This is a genomic window from Nitratireductor sp. StC3 (assembly GCF_003015025.1).
Taxonomy (GTDB): Bacteria; Pseudomonadota; Alphaproteobacteria; order Rhizobiales; family Rhizobiaceae; genus Mangrovimarina; species Mangrovimarina alexandrii.
Genome location: NZ_PYBP01000004.1, coordinates 402,986 through 422,641, shown reverse-complemented (window position 1 = coordinate 422,641; position 19,656 = coordinate 402,986). Strand labels below are relative to the sequence as shown.

The following is a 19,656-nucleotide window of genomic DNA, read 5'->3' as shown; positions in this document are numbered from 1 at the left end:
AGTCCATGACCACAAATGTCACGCGCGTCGCCCTTGCCGGTTTCGGAGCATGGGGGCAGATGCATGCCAAGGCGCTGTCGGCGATCGCCGATGCCGAGATCGTCGCCCTTTATTGCCATGGCGAGAATTCGGCCAGGGCGGCCGCCGACAAGCTGCCTGACGTGCCACGCTACACCGACTACGACGCCATGCTTTCGGCCGGCGGGTTCGACGTTGTCGACATCACCGTGCCCAACCATGTTCACAGCCGTTTCGCCACCGCCGCGCTCGACGCCGGCGCCAACGTGTTCCTGGAAAAGCCGCTCGGCCTGACGCTCGACCAGTGCGACGAAATCATCGCCGCCAGCGCGCGCAGCGGCGGCCTGGTGGCGGTCAATCACGAATTGCGGGTGTCGCGCCAATGGGGCGCCATGCGCGACATCGTCGCTTCGGGCGACCTCGGCAAGGTGCGCTATCAGCATTTGTCGCTGTTCAGACACAAATTCCGTCAGGGTTCCGGCGGCTGGCGCTACGATCCCGAGAAGGTCGGCTCCTGGATTCTGGAGGAGCTGGTTCATTTCTTCGATCTGGTGATGTGGTACGCGGCCGAAAACGGCAAGCCGGCCCGGGTGCGGGCGATCGGCAATGGCGGCGAAAGCGGGTTGGTGCGCAATTTCGCCACCACGCTGGAATGGGAGGACGGGTCGATGGCCCTGCTCAGCCAGTGCCTGTCCGGCTTCGAGCATCACACGCTGCTGGAGGTCGCCGGCGAGGCGGGCGCGGCCCGCACCTGGTGGTCGGGCGCGATGGACCGCACCGAACATCCCGATTTCCTTTTGAAGGTGCAGCGGCGGGACGGCGAGCCGGAAGAGGTGGCAATCCCGCAGTCGGGCGAGGTCTTCGAACTGGAGGAAAACCTGCGCCGCGCCTTTGCCGGCTTTCGCGAGGGCCGATCGATCTTTTCGCCCGTCGAGGCCAGGCTCGCCGTCGAGATCTGTCTGGCCGCCGAGGCCGCCTTTCGCAGCGGCGGGACGGTCGAGATCCCCGCATCATCCGCGCAGTAGCGGATCGGCAGGGCCGTTTGGGCGCTTCAGCCGGCGGCCGGCCGCTCGTTGCGGTAGTCCTCCATGATCGCGGCCAGCCGCGCCGCCGCGTTTTTCATCTCCACGGCGGTGAAATTGCCGAAGCCGAGAAGCAGCGCCGGCGGCAGCGTGCGGTCCACGGTCAGTCGCGACAGAGGCGTCATTTCAAGGCCGGCTGCCGCCGAACGTCTTGCGATTTCGGCATCGTCCCAGCCGTCCGGCAGCCAACCGAGCATTTGCAGCCCCGTGTCGGACGGTCGTAACCGCAGATGATCGGGAATGGCCTGGCGGAAGGTCTCCATCAGCACCGTCCGTCGTTCGGCGTAGAGCCGGCGCATGCGCGCGATATGGCGCGCGAGATGGCCTTCGGTCATGAATTTCTCGACCAGCACCTGTTCGAAGGTCGGCGACTGCCGGCCGGCCACGATCCGGGCGTTGACGAACAGGTCGACATAGGGTTTCGGCACGACGAGATAGGCGAGCCGCAATCCGGGAAACAGCACCTTGGAAAACGTGCCGATATAGACGACCCGCACGCCGCCATCGAGCCCCTGGAGCGACCGCACCGGGCGGCCGCGATAGCGGAATTCGCTGTCGTAGTCGTCCTCGATGATCCAGCCATCGTGCCGGCGGGCCCATTCGATCAACGCCAGCCGGCGCGCCAGAGACAAGGTGCTGCCGAGCGGAAATTGCGAGGACGGGCACACGACCGCGAGGCGCGCATCGGGATGAAGCCGCATGCCGGTCTCCACGTCGATGCCGTCGGCGTCGACCGGCACGGCGCCGATCGTCGCCCCGGCGGCTAGCAGCGCGGCAACGGAGCCGGGAAAGCCCGGATCCTCGCACCACACCTTGTCGCCGGGGTCGAGCAGCAGGCGTGCGGCGAGATCGAGCCCCTGTTGCGCGCCGGCCACGATCACCACCTGCTCGGGCGTGCAGGTGACGCCGCGGCTGATCATCAGGTAGCGTGCGATCGCCTCGCGCAGCGGTCCGTACCCGGCCGGCTCGGTTTCGCCCAGAAGGTAGCCGGCGCCAACGCCGCTTTCCGATAGGAGCGACTTCATCAGCCGGCGCCACAGCGCCACCGGAAAGGCGTCGACGGCCGGCATGTTGATCCTGAAGGGAACCGGTTTTTGCGGGATGCGCAGCGACCGCGCGACAACGGAAAACCGTTCCGCGCGCCGTGCCAGCCGCGCGGCGGCGGTCTCCTCGTCCTGCGGCACGCGCAGCCGGCCGCCGCTGCCGGCGTCGGGCAGTTGCGAGGAGACGAAGGTGCCCGAGCCGTGGCGCGTCTCGATGAAGCCCTCGACGGCGAGTTGTTCGAATGCCCAGGTCGCGGTGTTGCGGGCAACGCCAAGCGTCTTTGCCAGTTCGCGCGTCGACGGCAGCCTGTCGCCCGGACGCAACTGGCCGTCGAGGATCGCCGTTGCGAAACGCTCATAAACCCGACGCTGCAGGGGAATGGACGGGTCGCTTTCGATCGCCCGGAAAATGCCTCCCGATTTCTCCTCGTCGGCGTCCATCGGACTGCTCCCTTTCATTTTCCCGGAGTGGCCCCATGACAATAGCCGGCAATGGCTCTTTCTCAAGGACACTTGTTGCTCGATAGTCACTGCAATGCGTGAGTGAGGGAGAACGTCATGCGAAGAAGAACCACAATGGGATTGATAGGCCGCCTGATGGCGGTCGTGTTTGCGCTGGCCCTTGCCGGGGCAGGTGCTGCGCGCGCCGAGCCGCAACAAGGAGGAACGCTGAACTCGACGCTCTGGCCGGAACCGCCGGGCATCGTCATCGGCATCCACCTCAACGCGCCGACGCTGCTGCCGTCGAGCAAGATTTTCGAAGGGCTGCTCACCTACGATTTCGCGCTGTCGCCGCAGCCCATGCTGGCCGAAAGCTGGGAGGTCAGCGAAGACGGGCTGACCTATACGTTCAAGCTGCGCCAGGGCGTGAAATGGCACGATGGCGAGGATTTCAACGCTGAGGACGTGGTCTATTCGCTGACGAAGTTCATTCCCGAAGTCCATCCGCGCTCGCGCCCGACCTTCGCGCGCACGAAAGTGACCGCGCCGGACGACCACACCGTGGTGTTGACGCTCGAAGAGCCCTACGGACCGCTGATCCGCAGCTTCGACGTGATCGGCGCGCCGATCGTTCCCGAGCATGTCTATAACGGCTCCGACATTCGCGAGAATCCGGCCAACCGGGCGCCGATCGGCACCGGGCCGTTCAAGTTCTCGGAATGGGCGAGCGGCGAGTATATCCATCTGGTGCGCAACGACGCCTACTGGCTGGACGGCCGTCCCTATCTCGACGAGATCTACTACCGCTTCATCCCCGACAGCGCCTCGCGCGCCCTGGCGCTGGAAACGGACCAGGTCCATCTCGCGACCCAGAACGATATCGAACTCGTCGACGTCGCGCGGCTTGCCGCCATGCCCCATCTGGAGATGACCACGAAGGGCTGGGAATGGGGCGCGCCGATCTCCTGGCTGGAAATGAACCTGCGGCGCGAGCCGTTCAACGACGTGCGGTTCCGCAAGGCGGTCATGCACGCGCTCAACCGCGAATTCATCCGCGACAGCATCTTCTTCGGCCTGGCCGCCATTCCCACGGGGCCGATCCATTCCTCTTCGCCGTTCTACACGGACGATGTACCCACCTATGAATACGATCCGGAAAAGGCCAAGGCGCTTCTCGACGAGATGGGACTGGAAGCCGACGCCGACGGCGTGCGCGCCAAGATCGGCCTGCTCGGCCTGCCCTATGGCGAGCTGTGGGACCGGCTGTCGCAATATATTCGCCAGGCGCTCGGCGAGGTCGGCGTCGAGGTGACGATCGAGACGTCCGACGTGGCCGGCTGGGGCAGCCGCATCTCCAATTGGGACGTCGACATGTCGACCACCTATCTCACGACCCTGTCGGACCCTGCCCTGGGCGTGGCGCGAAGCTACATCACTGAAAACCAGCGCAAGGGTGTCCTGTTCACCAACACCGCCGGCTACTCCAACCCCGAGGTGGACCGCTTGTTCGCCGAGGCGGCCAGCGAGCCCAACGAGGACAAGCGGCGCGAGCTGTATCATCAGGTCCAGAAGATCGTGGCCGACGAAGTCGCGCTGGCCTGGCTGGTGGAGTTGCAATGGCCGACCATTCACAGCGCCAAGCTGAAGAATGTGGTGCGCAACGGGCTCGGTCCGAACGACAATTTCGCCGAAGCCTATTTCGAGGAATAGGCAGAGATGCCGCAACTGGGCTTCGTCCTGCAATGGGTGGTGAAGGCGCTCGCCGTGGTGCTCGCCATCACCATTCTCAACTTCTTCCTCATCCGTCTTGCTCCCGGCGATCCCGCCGTGGTCATGGCGGGTGAGGCGGGAGCCGCAGACCAGCAATTTCTCGATCAGGTCCGTCGCGATTTCGGTCTCGACCAGCCGCTGGCCGTGCAGCTCGCAACCTACGTCAAAAACGTGCTGACCCTCGATCTCGGCCAAAGCTTCCGCACCGGACGACCGGTCGCCGACATGATTTTCGAACGTCTTCCCGCCACGCTGCTTCTCACCGGCACGGCCTATGTCTTCGCGCTGATCGTCGGCCCGCTGCTCGGCGCGATCGCGGCGATGCGGCCGCGTTCGGTTTTCGACAGTCTTTTGATGGTGGTGGCGCTGGTCTTCTATGCCACCCCGATCTTCTGGGTCGGCCTGCTGTTGATCCTGGTGTTTTCGGTCCAGCTCGGCTGGCTGCCGCCCTTCGGCATGCAAAGCATGATCCCGGTCAAGGGTGCCCTAGCCGGCACGCTCGACGTCATCCGGCATCTGATCCTGCCGGCGGTTACGCTCGGCCTGTTTTACATCGCCGTCTATGTCCGTCTCACCAGGGCCTCGATGCTGGAAACCGCCACCCTCGACTACGTCAAGACCGCGCGGGCCAAGGGCCTGCCGGAATGGCGCGTCGCCACCGCCCACATTCTGCGCACCGCGCTCATTCCCATCATCACCTTCGCCGGCCTGCAGGCGGGCCATCTCGTCGGCGGCGCGATCGTGGTCGAGACGGTGTTCGCCTGGCCGGGTATCGGTCGGCTCGCCTTCGACGCGTTGTTCCAGCGCGACTACAATCTGCTGCTGGGCGTCTTTCTGATCTCGGCGCTGATGGTGGTGTTCTTCAACATGGTGACGGATCTCGTTCTGCGTATCGCCGATCCGCGCATAGCGGGGCGGGCGTGATGGATTTCCTGAAGCGTTTCGCCGAAAACCGCGGTGCGGTCGCCGGCGCGATCGCATTGGCGTTGATCGTCGTCATGGCCATCACCGCGCCGCTGATCGTCCCCATAGACCCGATGTCGACGCGCGGCCGGCCGCTGCTGCCGCCTGGCGGCGAGTTCGCCTTCGGCACCGACATGCTCGGCCGGGATGTACTGGCCGGCATCGTGCACGGCGCGCGCATCTCGTTGATGATCGGACTGATCTCGACCGTCATCGCGGCGGCGATCGGGGTTTCGGTCGGCGCGATCGCCGGCTTCTTCGGCGGCTGGATCGACGATCTTTTGGTGCGGATCACCGAGTTCTTCCAGACCATACCGAGTTTCATCTTCGCAATCCTGCTAGTCGCCATCATGACGCCGGGGCTGACCTCGATCGTCACCGCGATTGCCGTCGTCACTTGGCCGCCGATCGCCCGTCTGGCGCGCTCGGAATTCATGGGTCTGCGGCGGCGTGAATTCGTCGAGGCTGCCGTGCTGTCGGGCGTGTCGCGCTTCCGTATCATCGTCTCCGAGGTGCTGCCCAACGCAGTCTCGCCGCTGATCGTCATGGGTTCCTTGATGATCGCCACCGCCATCCTCACCGAATCCGCCCTGAGCTTCCTTGGACTGGGCGACCCCAACCGTATCTCTTGGGGTTACATGATCGGCGCGGCGCGCACCGTGTTCCGCCAGGCCTGGTGGCTGTCGGTGTTTCCCGGGCTGGCGATCGCCGTCACCGTGCTTGCCATCAATCTCGTCGGCGAGGGGCTCAACGACGCGCTCAATCCGCATCTCAAGGGTCGGGTCAGGATCCAGACATGAACCCCCGTGTTGTCGCCGAACCGCTCGTCGCGATCGAGAACCTGACCGTGCGCCTGCCCGAGGGCGGCGACCGGCTCAAGGCCGTCGACGGCATCGATCTCGACATCGCCCCCGGCCGCATCCTGTGCGTTGTCGGCGAATCCGGCTCCGGCAAGTCGATGACGGCGCACGCCATCATGGGACTGGTGCCCAAACCGCTGGTCTCTTCCGGAACGATCCGCTTCGACGGCGAAAACCTGATCGGGCTTGCCGCCGAAAAACACCGCGCCATCCGCGGTCGCCGCATCGGCATGATCTTCCAGGAGCCGATGGCCGCGCTCAACCCGGTGATGCGTGTCGGCCGCCAGATCGAGGAGGTGTTTCGCTTCCACGGCGTGCCCGGTCCCTATGACGAGCGTGTCGTCAAACTGCTGGACGCCATGGGGCTTCCGGAGCCCGAATTGCTGCGCCAGGCCTTCCCGTTCAGCCTTTCGGGCGGCCAGCGCCAGCGCGTCATGATCGCCATGGCGCTCGCCCTCGATCCGGAACTGCTGATCGCCGACGAACCGACCACGGCGCTCGACGTCACCACGCAGAAACAGATCCTGGCCCTGCTCAAGCGCGCCCAGGCCGAGCGCGGCATGGGCATCGTGCTGATCACCCATGATTTCGGCGTCGTGGCCGAGATCGGCGACGAGGTCGCCGTCATGCAGCACGGCAGGATCGTGGAACGCGGGACGGTGGCCGAGGTGTTGGGCAATCCCAGCCACGACTATACCCGCACCCTGCTTGCGGCGGTTCCCAAGCTGGCAAAGCGCCCGGCCGTCGACAAGACCGGCGGCGCGCCGCTCCTGTCGGCCAAAGGCGTGACCAAGACCTATTCCAGCCGCACCGGCTTGTTCGGTCCGCGCCGCACGGTGGAGGCGGTGCGCGACGTAGGCTTCAGCCTGGCGCGCGGCCAGACGCTCGGCATCGTCGGCGAATCGGGTTCCGGCAAATCGACCCTGGCGCGCATCATCGTGCGGCTTCTGACCGCCGATGCCGGCGATGTGCGGCTTGCCGGCGTGGAGCGCAATCTGCTCGATCTCGGCAGCCGCGACCTGGCGCCGCTGCGCCGCCGCGTGCAGATGGTCTTCCAGGACCCGTTCGCCTCGCTCAATCCGCGCCGCACCGTCTTCGAGATCATTGCCCAGGGGCTGCTGGCACACGGCATGTCGCGCGCCGATGCACGGCGGCGGGTCCATGAACTGCTCGAGCTGGTCGCGCTCGATCCGGGCTCGGCCCTGCGTTATCCGAACGCCTTTTCCGGCGGTCAAAGACAGCGCATCGGCATTGCCCGGGCGCTCGCGCTGGAGCCGGACGTGATCGTCGCCGACGAACCCGTTTCCGCGCTGGACGTGTCGATCCAGGCGCGGGTGCTCGACCTTCTCGCCGACCTGCAGCGCCGACTCAGCCTGGGCATGTTGTTCATCACCCACGATCTGCGGGTCGCCGCCCAGGTCTGCGACCACGTCGCCGTCATGCAGCGCGGCCGGATCGTGGAAATGGGCCCCTCGGCCGACGTGTTGTTCAGGCCCACCCAAGATTACACCAAGCTCCTGATCGACTCCATTCCGGGACGTGGCGCGTTCGCCGCACCGGAAGCGGGTCCGACCGCAAACTGAACGAGGATAAGACATGGAAAAGAAGACTGTCTGGCAGGCGGTTGCCGAAGCCCTCGATGCCGAGGGCACCGACTATGTGTTCGGGCTGCCGGGCAATCCCAAGCACCTCGTCTACGACCTGACCGAACGCACCCCGATCAAGTTCGTGCTGGTGCGCGACGAAAAATCGGCGGTTTCCTGCGCCTATGCCTATGCGCGGCTGAAAAGGCGGCCGGGCATCGTCTTTTCCAATCCCGGTCCCGGCATCACCACCCTGGTGACCGGCTTGCTTGAGGCGACCTCCGGATCGCTGCCGGTGATCGCCATCGTCAACGGCGTGGTCGAAAACCATGACGGCATGGGCGCTTTCCAGGAACTGGACGCCGTGTCGCTGATGCGTCCGGTAACGAAATGGGCCGTCAGGGTGACCGATGTAAGCAAGATCCCGTGGATCATGGAGCGCGCCTTTGCCGTTGCCATGAACGGCCGCCCGGGCGCGGTCTTCATCGAGGTGCCCTCGGATCTGGCCGACGTCGCCGCAGAGATGGCCGCCTATCGTCCCGGCATGCGCCGGCATTTGTCCAGGCCCGACGCCGACGCCGTTTCGGCCGCCGCCGCCGCCATCGCCGAGGCCGAGCGTCCGCTTCTCGTCTGCGGGTCGGGCGCGGTGTTTTCCGGTGCGGCCGACATCGTCGCGGAACTGGCCGACCGTGTCGGCATGCCTGTCCTGACTACACCAGGCGGGCGCGGCATCTATCCCGAAGACGGCCCTTATGCGCTTGGCCAGACGGGCCTCTACTTCACCGAAGCCGGCAAGCGCTGGTGGGACGAAGCCGATCTGATCGTGTCGGTCGGCTCGCGCCTGGAAGCGTTTTCCACCAATAGTTGGCAGTTCTGGCCGTCCGATGCGCGTTTCGTCCAGATCGACATCGATCCCGAGACGATCGGCATGAACATGCGTCCCGACATCGCGCTGGTCGGCGATGCCCGGCTGTCGCTGCGCGACATCTTGGCCGCGTTGCCGGACATCGATGCCGACGAGCGCGCCGCGCGCCGCGAGGCCGTCGAGGCGCTGCGCGAGGACTATCGACCCAAGCTCGAGGCCGCCAACACCGACAATTCCACGCCGATCCGCGTGCCGCGCGTGCTCGACGCTGTCAATCGCATCTTCGGCCGCGACACGATCCTGATGAAGGAGAACGGCGGCGCCGATCTGTGGTGTTATTATTGGCCGCATTATCGCGTTCTCGACGTCGACGACTGCGTACCGATGGGCGAGCAGACGGCGATGAGCATGGGCATCATCGGTGCGATCGGCGCCAAGCTCGCCAAGCCGGACAAGAAGATCGTCTGCTTCGCCGGCGACGGCGCCATGCAGATGTCGCTGGCCGAACTGGCGACGGCGGCCGAGCTCAAATGCGGCATCACCTGGGTGGTGCTCAACAACCACGCTTTCGGCTGGGTCCAATACAACCAGCTTCTCGGACAAAAGCCCTTCGTGGCCACCGGCTTCGAGGTCAACAGCGACTTCGCGCAGATCGCCAGGGCGCAGTCCTGCCTCGGCATCAAGGTCGAGCGCGCCGACCAGATCGACGCCGCGGTGGCCGAAGCGCTGAAGGCGAATGCCGAGGGCGTGCCGGCGCTGATCGACGTGGCGATCGAACCGCATCATTATCACGAGCATTTCGAGCGGGTGCACCGCGCCCGCTTCGATCACTGATCCAATACGAAAGGAAAAATGCGTGACGACGTTCGATGGCGGGCAGGCTGTGCCTCGGGATCTCTTGGAGGAGTTTTTGGCCGCGCCGTACGGCGACCACGGTCCCGCTCTGCAGCGGCTCTTGCTCAAGCTGCGCAGCCTGCCGGCGGAGGGCAAGCACGTTCTGGTCGAGGTGGTTCCGTTCAGGCAATGGCGGCTGGCGCGACTGCGCGGCCGTGGCCAGCCGGTCGAACTGCTCGACGAGGTGTTCGACACGCTTGAAGATGCCGAGCGCCATGTCTTTCGCCTGCGCTGCGCGATGTTGGAAAGCGGTGCCGCGTCATGAGGCTGGCACCTGATTTCGGCATCGTCGGCTACACGCCGCGCTGGCAATACCGTCCCGGCGAGACGGTAGCGCTACACCTGTCAAGCGATGAGGTCGGGAAGGCCGATATACGGCTGCACCGGTTTCGCGCGCTGCGCCCCCATGGCGAGGAGCTCGAACTCGACGCCGACCCGGTCGATCATCCGGCTCTGAGTTGCTCGGTCGCACCGCAACGCACCTTGATCGGCTCGTGGTTCGAGGCCCGGCTCGACGCCGGTCTGCTCGCCGACGGTTTCACGCTCGCTCTTCTGGCCATGCCGACGGTCTTCTCGCCGGGCGGTTCCTGTCTGGCGTCGCTGGCGCTCGGCGAATGCGTGATGACGGCGCTGATCGAAGCCGACGGCCGGCCCGTGCTGCTGGCCGAGGCGCCGGCGACAGAACCGCGTCGTGCCGAGGCGCCGTTCCGGCTGCGTGCCGGCGCATGGGTTGCAATGGTTTTGAGCCGGGACGGTCCTGGCGGCGATCTCGTGCTCACCGTTCGCGACGATGGCAGGGACAGAACTTTCCGCCTTCCGGTTCCCGTACGCACCGGGTCGGGAGAGGCCGTTCTGCGGCTCGCCTCCGGCGCGCCGTCGTCCAGCCTGTCCGCGGTCCGTTTCGATGGCCGGCTCGAGGCGCCGGTTTTGTGGGCCGGAGCGGTGGACACGCAAGCGGCGCTGCAACGCCTCGATGCGTTTGCCGACGGCGGGGAAGCGCGCGATCCAGGCCTCGTCGCCGCCTGGGATTTCAGCCGCGCTATCGACAGCGCGCGCGCCGAGGATGTCGGTCCGCGATCGCTGCACGGTCGCCTCATCAACCTACCCACGCGGGCGGTCAAGGGCACGCGCTGGTCAGGTGGCGAGCAGAGCTTTCGCCACGCCCCGCGCGACTACGCCGCCATCCATTTCCACAGCGACGATCTCGCCGACGCGGGCTGGCCGGTCGTGGCCGAACTCGCCCTGCCGGAGAATTTGGCGAGCGGGGTCTATCTTATCGAGATCAGCGGCCAGGCCGGGCGCGACGCGCTGCCGATCCTCGTGCGTCCGCGCGCGCCCAGGGCCGATCTCGCCTTCCTCGCCTCCACCTTCACATGGCTTGCTTACGCCAATGACCGCTGCCTGCTGCATGGCGCCAATCCGGAAATGTTCGCCAGTCGCCTGCTGGTGTTGACCGCCGGCGATTGCGCGCTCGCCGCGCATCCCGAATACGGGTTGTCGCTCTACGACACCCATGCCGACGGCAGCGGCGTGTCCTATGCCTCGCGCCGGCGGCCTTGCCTGACCCTGCGCCACACCCAGCGCGCCTGGCAGGGCGGGCTCGGCAGCGGCCTTTGGAACTTCAGCGCCGACCTTTTGATCTTGTCCTGGCTCGACCGGGAAGGGTTTGCCTTCGACATCGTCACCGACGACGATCTCGATCGCGAGGGGGCGTCGGCGTTGCGGCCCTATCGCTGCGTGATCACCGGGTCGCATCCCGAATATCACACCACCGCCAGCCACGACGCGCTGGGCGGATTTCTCGATGGCGGCGGCCGGCTGATCTATCTGGGCGGCAACGGGTTTTACTGGCGCGTCTCCACCCATCCCGATCATCCCGAGACGATCGAATTGCGGCGCGCTGAGGACGGCAACCGCAGTTGGGCCTCCGAACCCGGCGAATACTACCACGCTTTCGACGGCGCCTATGGCGGGCTGTGGCGACGCAACGGCCGCCCGCCGCAGAAGCTCGCCGGCACCGGCTATACGGGGCAGGGGTTCTACCGTTCCCATCCCTACCGGCTTTCGGCCGACGCTGCCGACCCGCGCCTTGCCTTCCTGTTCGACGGGGTGGCGGTCGCGGACGGGCTGATCGGCGATTTCGGGCTCAGCGGCGGCGGCGCGGCCGGCATCGAGATCGACCGCGCCGACACCGCCTTGGGCACGCCGGCGCACGCGCTCGTGGTCGCCACCTCGGAGCGGCTTGACGACAGCTACGTGCTCGCCAACGAGGAAGTGCTGGTCAACCGGCCAACGGTCACCGGCGATATGAGCCCGATCCTGCGCGCCGACATGGTGTTCTTCGAGACCCAGGCTGGCGGCGCGGTCTGGTCGACGGGCTCCGTCGCCTGGGCCGGCGCGCTGGCAGAGCCGCGATCCGGCAATGAGATCGCCGCGATCACCCGAAACGTCCTGACGCGATTTCTCGCGCCCGTCCCCTTCGCCTTGCCGGGGGCGGAACCGGGCGACTGATTCCGGTCGTCCTCCCTGTGAGCATGATCCCGGAACGGACCGGTTTCCGGCAAGGGTCGTGCTCGACCACGGCTGGGTCGCGACGGTGCTTTTCGAAAAGGCGCTGCCCTGGCCCTGCGCAGCAACGGAGCATCCTGCAATGGATATCGCCACGCCGACCGACTACCGCGCCATCGCCGCCGGTCTCGCCTTCCCGTCAGAAGCCTTCATCAACGGCCGCTTCGTCGCGGCCCGCTCGGGCGCGCGGTTTACCAATCTCAACCCGGCGACGGCCGCCATCCTGGGCGAGGTCGCGGCCTGCGACGAAGACGATGTCGATGCCGCCGTTGCCGCCGCGCGCCGTGCCTTTGACGCCGGCGCCTGGTCTCGCGCCGCGCCCGAGGCGCGCAAGGACGTGCTTTTGCGGCTGGCCGCGCTGTTGCGCGAACACGCCATGGAACTCTCGGTGATGGAAAGCCTCGATTCGGGCAAGACAATCACCGACTGCCTCAACGAGGTCGGGCACGAAGTGCCGAATTTCTTTCAGTGGTACGGCGAGTTGATCGACAAGAGTTTCGGCAAGGTTGCGCCGACGGACGAGAGCGCGCTGGCGCTGATCGTGCACGAGCCGGTCGGCGTCGCCGGTCTGGTCCTACCGTGGAATTTCCCGCTCTTGATGGCGGCCTGGAAACTGGCGCCGGCACTTGCCGCGGGCTGCAGCGTCGTCGTCAAGCCGGCCGAGCAGACGCCGCTGACCGTGTTGCGCCTGGCCGAGCTTGCCGCGCAGGCCGGCCTGCCGGACGGCGTGCTCAACGTTGTGCCGGGTTTCGGCGAGACCGCAGGCCAGGCCATCGGCCGGCACCGGGATATCGACGTGGTGTCGTTTACCGGCTCGACCGAGGTCGGCGCCCTGTTCCTGAAATATGCCAGCGAAAGCAACCTCAAGCCGGTCGGCCTGGAGATGGGCGGCAAAAGTCCTTTCATCGTGCTCGATGATGCCCCGATCGACGACGCGCTGGTGTCCAACGCGGTATCGGCGGCGCTATGGAACGGCGGCCAGAACTGCTCGGCCAATATGCGCCAGTTCGTGCCGCGCGCACGCAAGGACGAGTTCCTCGACAAGGTGCTGGCCAGGGTCGCGGCCCTCACGGTCGGCGACCCGCTCGACCCCGCGACCGAGATGGGCGCGATGGTGAGCGCGGACCATCAGCGTCGCGTGCTGGGCTACATCGAGGCGGGCCTCGGCGAGGGCGCGCGTGTCGTTGCCGGTGGTGGCGCGCTCGAGGGCCATGACGGTTATTTCGTCAAGCCGACCGTGTTCGACGACGTCGTCCACGGCATGACGATAGCCACCGAGGAGATTTTTGGCCCGGTGCTGGGCGTGATCGCGTTTTCGGAGCCGGAGGAGGCGCTGCGCATGGCTTCCGATTCCGTCTACGGTCTGCACGCCACCGTGTTCACGCGCGACATCGACCGCGCCCTGCATTTCGCCCGGCGGCTGCCGTGCGGAACCGTGTCGATCAACCGGTTCTCGGAAGGCGACATCAAGACGCCTTTCGGTGGCTACAAGCGGTCCGGCTCGCTGGCGCGCGACAACGGTACCGAGGCGATCGCGCAATATCAGCAAACCAAGACGATCTGGATCGGCGGCCCGGAGGGTTAGGAAAACAGCGCGTCGGGCGCAATCCCGATCCCCGGCAGGTCGGATAGCCGCAGACGCCCGTCATGCGGGCGCAACACGGCGCCGGCCAGCTCGTCGCGCAGGGGATTGGGGTTCACGTCGATCTCCAGCATGCCGTCGCCGCCCTGGGCGGCGAGCAGGTGGGCGGAGGCGGCCAGGCCGATGCCGCCGCCCAGGAAATGCGGACAGTAGACCGTCCCAGTGCCGGTCGCCGCAGCCGCGACCTCATAGCACCCCGACACGCCGCCCCATTTGGCGACGTCGGGCTGTATGAACGCCAACACGCCGCCGTGCATCATCGCGTCGAATTCGGCGCGGGCGTTGAGGTTTTCTCCCGCCGCGATCGGAATCGGCGAGCGGGCGGCCAGGTCGGACCATTCCCGAAGCGGCCGGTCGGCGCGCAGGGGCTCCTCGATCCATGTCAAGTCGAAGCCGGCATAGTCCGCGACCCTGGCGACGGCCTCTTCGAGCGTCCATCCCTGGTTGGCGTCGGCCATCAGCCTCGCCTGCGGGCCGATCGCCTCGCGGATCGCGGTGAGCGACGTCAAATCGGTGTCGCGGTCGAAGCCGACCTTGACCTTGAAGGCCGCGTGTCCGCCTTCGCGGGCGTGTTCCGCGGTGGCGCCCGGCGTCTCGGGCCCGATCCCGCTGGCATAGGCCGCGATATCGCCGGACGCGGCGGGGTTGAGGTAGCGGAACAGGGGCAGGCCGGCGCGCCGCGCCGCCAGGTCATAGATCGCCGCGTCGAGTCCGGCCGCGACCTGGCGCAGCGGACCCCATTCGCCGCTTTGCAGGGCAAGCACGTGCAGCCTGTCCATCAGCCTGTCGAACGGCGCGGTCTTTCCGTCCGGCTCCATCTCGATGAGAGCCGGCCCGACAATTTCGTCGACGAGGCGCTTGCGGTGCTCGGCCGCCACCGTGGGGAAGTTGCACCATATCTCGCCATAGCCGCGGCGGCCGTGGTCATCGCAAACGCGCAGGAAGACGGCGGGCCGGTCGCGCATCGTTCCGAACGAGGTCCTGACCGGGACCGGAATCGGCGCGCGCAGGACGACGGCCTCGACGGATGCGATCCGGAAGTCGGGAATGGAAGGTTCCATGGTTCCTCCGTCAAGGCGGGCGTGATGCCGGTCGCCATACGCGGTCAAACAATCAGACTTGGCGTATATTTTCAAGATGTGGAACAAGATGCCGTATGTTGAAAATATGCTTGAGGTCACCGGATGGCTGTTGTAGGGTCGGCCAGGAAGTCGGTGCTGCCGCGGTGCCGGACTTCGGAGCAAGCTGGCCCTTCGCGCGACAATGGCGTGCCGGAGGCGTCCGATCAACGCGGCATCTCGTGTGGGGCTCTCATATTGCCAGCCATTCGGCGGATGGAAGAAGATGTAGCGGAGGGCGGCGCGCCGGTCACCATGCTCGAGGTGGTCGATCTGCGGGTCGATTTCGGTCAGGCCGGCGGAGTGACGCGGGCTGTCGACGGCGTGTCCTTCAAGGTTGCCCAGGGCGAGACGCTTGCCGTCGTCGGTGAATCCGGCTCGGGCAAGTCCGTTACCATGTTGTCTGTGATGCGCCTGCTCGACGGGCGCGACATCAAGACCTCGGGCGCGGTGCTGTGGACGGGCGCCGATGGTGCCAGCCGCGATCTGCGCGGCCTGGACGAGCGCGGCTTGAACGCGCTGCGCGGCAGCGAAATCGCCATGATCTTCCAGGATGCCAGCGCCAGCCTCAACCCTTTGCTGACGGTCGGAGACCAGATCGCCGAGACGGTGCGGCTGCACGAGGATGCGGGCCGGGCGCAGGCTTGGGCGCGCGCGGTCGAGCTTCTGACCCAGGTCGGCATCGCGGCACCGGAAAGCCGCGCCCACAGCTATCCGCACCAGCTTTCCGGCGGCATGCGCCAGCGGGTGATGATCGCGATCGCCCTGGCGGGCCGTCCGCGCCTGCTGATCGCCGACGAGCCGACGACGGCGCTGGACGTCACCATCGAGGCGCAGATCCTGCAGCTTCTGGAGGATATCCAGCGCCAGCAGGGCCTGTCGATCGTCATCGTCACGCACGATCTCGGCGTGGTCGGCGAAATCGCCGACCGGGTGGTGGTCATGTATGCGGGCCAGATCGTGGAGAGCGGCGCGGCGCGCGACGTGCTGGGGGCGCCGCGCCATCCCTACACGGCCGCGCTTTTGGCCTGCCTGCCTCAGCTCGCCGGCGACGGCGAGGTCGAAAGCCCGTTCAGACGCGCCAAGCCCGGCGTCGTTCCAAGGATCGGTGAAGGTTTTTCCGGCTGCCGCTTCCGCAGCCGTTGTCCGCTCGCGCGGGCGGAGTGCGAGCGCGAGGTGCCGCTGGTTGAAACCGCGCCCGGCTGGCAGTCGCGCTGCTTCTTCTGGGAGGAGGCGTCATGAGCGGCGCGAACGGGCGGGAGTTGCTGCGCCTGGAAGGCGTCAGCAAGGTGTTTGCGCAGCGCCGCGGGTTCAGCCGCACGGCCGGCTTGCGGGCCGTCACCGATGCCAGCTTCACGCTTGCCGGCGGCGAGGTTCTGGCCCTGGTCGGGGAATCGGGTTCGGGCAAGTCGACACTCGGCCGCACCGCGATCAGGGTCGTGGAGCCCACCGCCGGCGACATCTGGCTCGAAGGCGAGCGCATCACCGACCTCGACCGCAGGCAGTTGCGGCCGCTCAGGCGCAAGATGCAGATGGTCTTCCAGGACCCCTATGGCAGCCTCAATCCCCGCATCCGGATCGGCGCGGCTGTCGCCGAGGGCATGCGCCTGCACGGCCTCGCTTCGGCGCGCACGCTGCGTGACCGCGTCGCGCAGGCGCTCGAGCAGGTCGGTCTGCGCCCGGAAATCGCCGACCGCTTTCCCGCCGCGCTCTCCGGCGGTCAGCGCCAGCGCGTGGCGATCGCCCGGGCCCTGGCGGTCGAGCCGACCGTGATCGTCGCCGACGAGCCGACCTCCGCCCTCGACGTTTCGGTGCAGGCCGAGATCATCGATTTGTTGAAGGCGCTGCAGACCCGGCAGGCGCTGTCGATGCTGTTCATCAGCCACGACCTGCGTGTTGTCGGCGATATTTCGGACCGGGTGATGGTGCTTTATCTCGGTCGGATCGTGGAGGCTGGTCCGACCGGGCAGGTGTTCCGCGATCCCGCGCACCCCTATACGCGGGCGCTTCTGCAGGCCGTGCCCAAACATGTCGGCGCGGCACACGGAAAGCGGCAATTGCTCAAGGGCGAGCTGCCGAACCCGGTGTCGCCGCCGTCGGGCTGCGTGTTTCATCCGCGCTGCCCGTTCGCTATCGAGGCCTGCCGCAGCGCCGACATGAGCCACCGCGAGGTCGCGCCTGGACAGGTGACGGCCTGTATCCGCGACGATCTGCCGGCTTTCGACGCACAAAGGGACGACCGGACATGACCGCCCGGCGCCTTCTTGTCATCGGTTGCAACGGGTTCATTGGCCGCCATGTGGTGATCGCCGCGGCGCGCGGCGGTATGGAAGTTCACGGTTTCGACCGCGCGGCCCCGTCGCGTCAAAGCGCGCTTGCCGGTTTTCATGTCGGATCGCTGGCCGACCCGGCGTCCCTGGAACGCGTCTTCGCGGCGGTCCGGCCTGAGCGGGTGATCTCGCTTGCCGCTCATGCCGGCGCGGGCAGCGGCCCCGGCCTGTCGGCCGAGCGCGACATCGACGCCGCCTTCGCCGTCAACGTCGAGGGGTTTCGCAGCCTTGTCGGGACATGCCGCGCCCACGGCGTGTCGCGGCTGGTCTGGGCGAGCTCGACGACCGTGCTGGGCCAGCAGGCGGACCACGCCTCAGGCCTCGTCGACGAGGCGGCGCCCCGTTTTCCGGCAGGGATCTACGGGCTGACAAAAAGCCTTGCCGAGGAGATCGGCACCTTCGCGCACCGTCATTGGGGGCTGGAGGTCGTGGCCGTCCGGCCGACCCTCGTGCTGGGGCCGGGCCATTCCTATGGTGGCTTGCTCGATCCGCTGAAGGCGCTGTTCGAGGCTTGCCGCCCGGCCGCGCCGGCGACACTGACGATCGGCTGGGGACGCCATCGCTTCGATATCGTTCACGTCGGCGACGTTGCCGAGGCCTGCGTGGCGCTCGCCGCCGCGCCGCCCGGGCTGCGGCCGCTCTACCACGTCAACGGCGGAACGACCGACATCGGCGCCATCGCCGCCCTTGCCCGCGCGGCCCGGCCCGAACTGGACCTGACGGTACGCGACGAAGCGCCACCGGTCGTCTTTCCACTCGTAGCGGCCGACCGCATCGCCGCCGATATCGGCTTCCGGGCCCGATACGGGGCGGACGACACCATTCGCCGCTGCATCGAACATGCCAGAAATAGGGAGGAATGTTATGGCTGAGACCTTCGATACCGACCGCCGCAGGCTGCTGAAATCGGTGGCCGCAATCCCGCTCCTGTCGCTGTTGGGGATGTCGCTGACGGGCGTTTCGGCTCGGGCCGCCGCCGCCGATCTCGTCTATGGGGCATCCGACCCCGCGGCCAAGCAGGGCGGCTCGCTGACCGTGGGTTCGCTGATCGAGCCGCCATCCTTCGACATCTACCACCAGGCCGGCGAGGCGGTAAACTTCGTCGCGCCGCTGATGTATCAGACGCTGGTCTATGCCGACCACGATGGCAATCCGCATCCGCTCCTGGCCGAAAGCTGGGAGATCAACGAGGATGCCAGCGTCTACACGTTCACGCTGCGTTCGGGCGTGACGTTCCACACCGGCCAGCCCTTCGAGGCGGCGGACGTCAAGTATAGCCTCGACTACATGCGCAATCCCGAAAACGGCACCATCGGAGCGCTCGATTTCGCCGATATCGACACGGTCGAGGCGGTTGATCCGCTGACGGTGAGAGTGACCCTCAAACAGCCGAACTCGGCCTTTCTGATCACGCTCACCCACCGCAACGGCTCGATCATTCCGCGCGACTGGTATGCAGGAGAGAACGCGCGCGCCAAGCTCAACAGCACCAGTGTCGGCACCGGCCCGTTCCGTCTCGTCGAATTCGTCCAAAACAGCTATATGCGGCTCGAGCGCAATCAGGAGTATTGGCAGCCGGGCCTGCCCTATCTCGACGAGATCGTCGTCAATTTCATCCCCAACAGCGCCGGCATGCTGGTCGCGGTGCGCAACGGGCGCGTCGACATGGCGGTCCTCGTGCGGCCGCAGGACGCCGAACAGCTCGAAGGCGTTGGCGGCCTGACCGTGCAGCGGTCGCGCTCTCTCAACCAGAAGAGCCTCGATCTCGACAGCGAATACGGGCCGCTCAAGGACGAGCGCGTCCGCCAGGCGATCGCGCTTCTGATCGACAAGCAAGCGGTCATGCAGGCTGCGATCTCGGGCTACGGCCAGGTTCTGGGAACCACCGTTCCGGGTCTGCAGGAACGCTGGGGCGTGCCGCTTGGCGAATTGCCCAACCAAACGGTCGACGTGGACCGCGCCAAGGCCTTGCTGGCCGAGGCCGGACATCCGGACGGCATCGACATCGAGCTGCGCACCATCATCGGCTATGATTGGATGGAACCGGCCGCCCTCACGCTGGTCGAACAGCTTGCCAAGGGCGGCGTCCGCGTGGCCATTCAGCGGCTCGATCTCGGTACGTGGCTGCAGAACTTCCGGGCGCGCCAGATGGGCTTCACGCTCAACGATTGGGGTACGCCGCCCGACCCCAACATTCTCTACTACCGGCATTTCCACAAGAAGCCGGAAGGCGCCGATTTCCGCAACTGGGCCAATGACGAGGCGAGCACACTGCTCGACGAGGGCCGGCAGGCCCTGGCCTACGAGGATCGCAAGGCGATCTACGACCGGTTCCAGAAACTGCTCGCCGAAAGCGTGCCGACGGTGATGATGTTCGGCGCCGACCACATCGTGGTCGTGTCGGACACGGTCAAGAACCACGCCATGCATCCGATCGGCTGGCATTTCGGCCTGGTCAAGACCTGGGTCGACAAGTAGG

The 19,656-nt window shown here is 66.7% G+C and carries 15 protein-coding genes; 13 read left to right on the top strand and 2 right to left on the bottom strand.

Translation table 11 applies throughout. The annotated features are described in order from the left end of the window. Positions 1–5 precede the first annotated feature (5 nt). On the top strand, positions 6–1,043 hold the full coding sequence (locus tag C7T96_RS11530; protein ID WP_158264350.1) for a Gfo/Idh/MocA family oxidoreductase: 1,038 nt from the start codon (positions 6–8) through the stop codon (positions 1,041–1,043). Between the two features lie 26 nt (positions 1,044–1,069). Here the strand turns inward: C7T96_RS11530 and C7T96_RS11525 are convergent, their stop codons facing one another. Then, the gene (locus C7T96_RS11525; RefSeq protein ID WP_158264349.1) at positions 1,070–2,584 is read right to left on the bottom strand and encodes a PLP-dependent aminotransferase family protein; all 1,515 of its coding nucleotides are present in this window, start codon (positions 2,582–2,584) and stop codon (positions 1,070–1,072) included. A gap of 117 nt (positions 2,585–2,701) precedes the next feature. On the opposite strand from C7T96_RS11525, the gene C7T96_RS11520 reads away from it, so the two are divergent. Genes C7T96_RS11520 through C7T96_RS11485 form a run of 8 tightly spaced genes read left to right on the top strand, consistent with a single transcriptional unit; the run spans position 2,702 to position 13,672 of the window. Continuing rightward, positions 2,702–4,294 (top strand): ABC transporter substrate-binding protein, encoded by a 1,593-nt coding sequence (locus C7T96_RS11520; RefSeq protein WP_199190461.1) that lies wholly within the window; start codon positions 2,702–2,704, stop codon positions 4,292–4,294. A gap of 6 nt (positions 4,295–4,300) precedes the next feature. Then, on the top strand, positions 4,301–5,278 hold the full coding sequence (locus tag C7T96_RS11515) for an ABC transporter permease (RefSeq protein ID WP_106571361.1): 978 nt from the start codon (positions 4,301–4,303) through the stop codon (positions 5,276–5,278). Continuing rightward, positions 5,278–6,117 carry an ABC transporter permease gene (locus tag C7T96_RS11510; protein ID WP_106571360.1) on the top strand — a complete coding sequence of 280 codons (840 nt, stop codon included), beginning with the start codon at positions 5,278–5,280 and terminating at the stop codon, positions 6,115–6,117. Before C7T96_RS11515 ends, C7T96_RS11510 begins: the two co-directional genes overlap by 1 nt. Further along, entirely contained in the window at positions 6,114–7,760 is a 1,647-nt protein-coding gene (locus tag C7T96_RS11505) for an ABC transporter ATP-binding protein (protein WP_106571359.1), read from the top strand. The genes C7T96_RS11510 and C7T96_RS11505 overlap by 4 nt, the downstream gene beginning before the upstream one ends. A 13-nt stretch (positions 7,761–7,773) precedes the next feature. After that, positions 7,774–9,459, top strand: coding sequence for a thiamine pyrophosphate-binding protein (locus C7T96_RS11500; protein WP_106571358.1), 1,686 nt, complete (start codon positions 7,774–7,776; stop codon positions 9,457–9,459). Positions 9,460–9,481: 22 nt separating this feature from the next. Further along, on the top strand, positions 9,482–9,784 hold the full coding sequence (locus C7T96_RS11495) for an ABC transporter permease (protein ID WP_106571357.1): 303 nt from the start codon (positions 9,482–9,484) through the stop codon (positions 9,782–9,784). Further along, entirely contained in the window at positions 9,781–12,030 is a 2,250-nt protein-coding gene (locus tag C7T96_RS11490) for a N,N-dimethylformamidase beta subunit family domain-containing protein (RefSeq protein WP_106571356.1), read from the top strand. The genes C7T96_RS11495 and C7T96_RS11490 overlap by 4 nt, the downstream gene beginning before the upstream one ends. Before the next feature lie 58 nt (positions 12,031–12,088). Beyond that, positions 12,089–13,672, top strand: a complete 1,584-nt coding sequence (locus C7T96_RS11485) for an aldehyde dehydrogenase family protein (RefSeq protein WP_348627233.1) — start codon at positions 12,089–12,091, stop codon at positions 13,670–13,672. Here the strand turns inward: C7T96_RS11485 and C7T96_RS11480 are convergent. Then, entirely contained in the window at positions 13,669–14,790 is a 1,122-nt protein-coding gene (locus C7T96_RS11480; RefSeq protein WP_106571355.1) for a mandelate racemase/muconate lactonizing enzyme family protein, read from the bottom strand. The genes C7T96_RS11485 and C7T96_RS11480 overlap by 4 nt on opposite strands. 273 nt (positions 14,791–15,063) lie before the next feature. Between C7T96_RS11480 and C7T96_RS11475 the strand changes: the two genes are divergently transcribed. The 4 genes from C7T96_RS11475 to C7T96_RS11460 are packed head-to-tail and all read left to right on the top strand — an operon-like array spanning position 15,064 to position 19,655. Next, on the top strand, positions 15,064–16,089 hold the full coding sequence (locus tag C7T96_RS11475) for an ABC transporter ATP-binding protein (protein WP_106571354.1): 1,026 nt from the start codon (positions 15,064–15,066) through the stop codon (positions 16,087–16,089). Then, positions 16,086–17,096, top strand: a complete 1,011-nt coding sequence (locus tag C7T96_RS11470; protein WP_106571353.1) for an oligopeptide/dipeptide ABC transporter ATP-binding protein — start codon at positions 16,086–16,088, stop codon at positions 17,094–17,096. The genes C7T96_RS11475 and C7T96_RS11470 overlap by 4 nt, the downstream gene beginning before the upstream one ends. Next, positions 17,093–18,049 (top strand): NAD(P)-dependent oxidoreductase, encoded by a 957-nt coding sequence (locus C7T96_RS11465; RefSeq protein WP_106571352.1) that lies wholly within the window; start codon positions 17,093–17,095, stop codon positions 18,047–18,049. The genes C7T96_RS11470 and C7T96_RS11465 overlap by 4 nt, the downstream gene beginning before the upstream one ends. Continuing rightward, a complete protein-coding gene (locus tag C7T96_RS11460) occupies positions 18,042–19,655 on the top strand; it encodes an ABC transporter substrate-binding protein (RefSeq protein WP_158264348.1) in 1,614 nt (537 codons plus the stop codon). Before C7T96_RS11465 ends, C7T96_RS11460 begins: the two co-directional genes overlap by 8 nt. Position 19,656 lies beyond the last annotated feature (1 nt).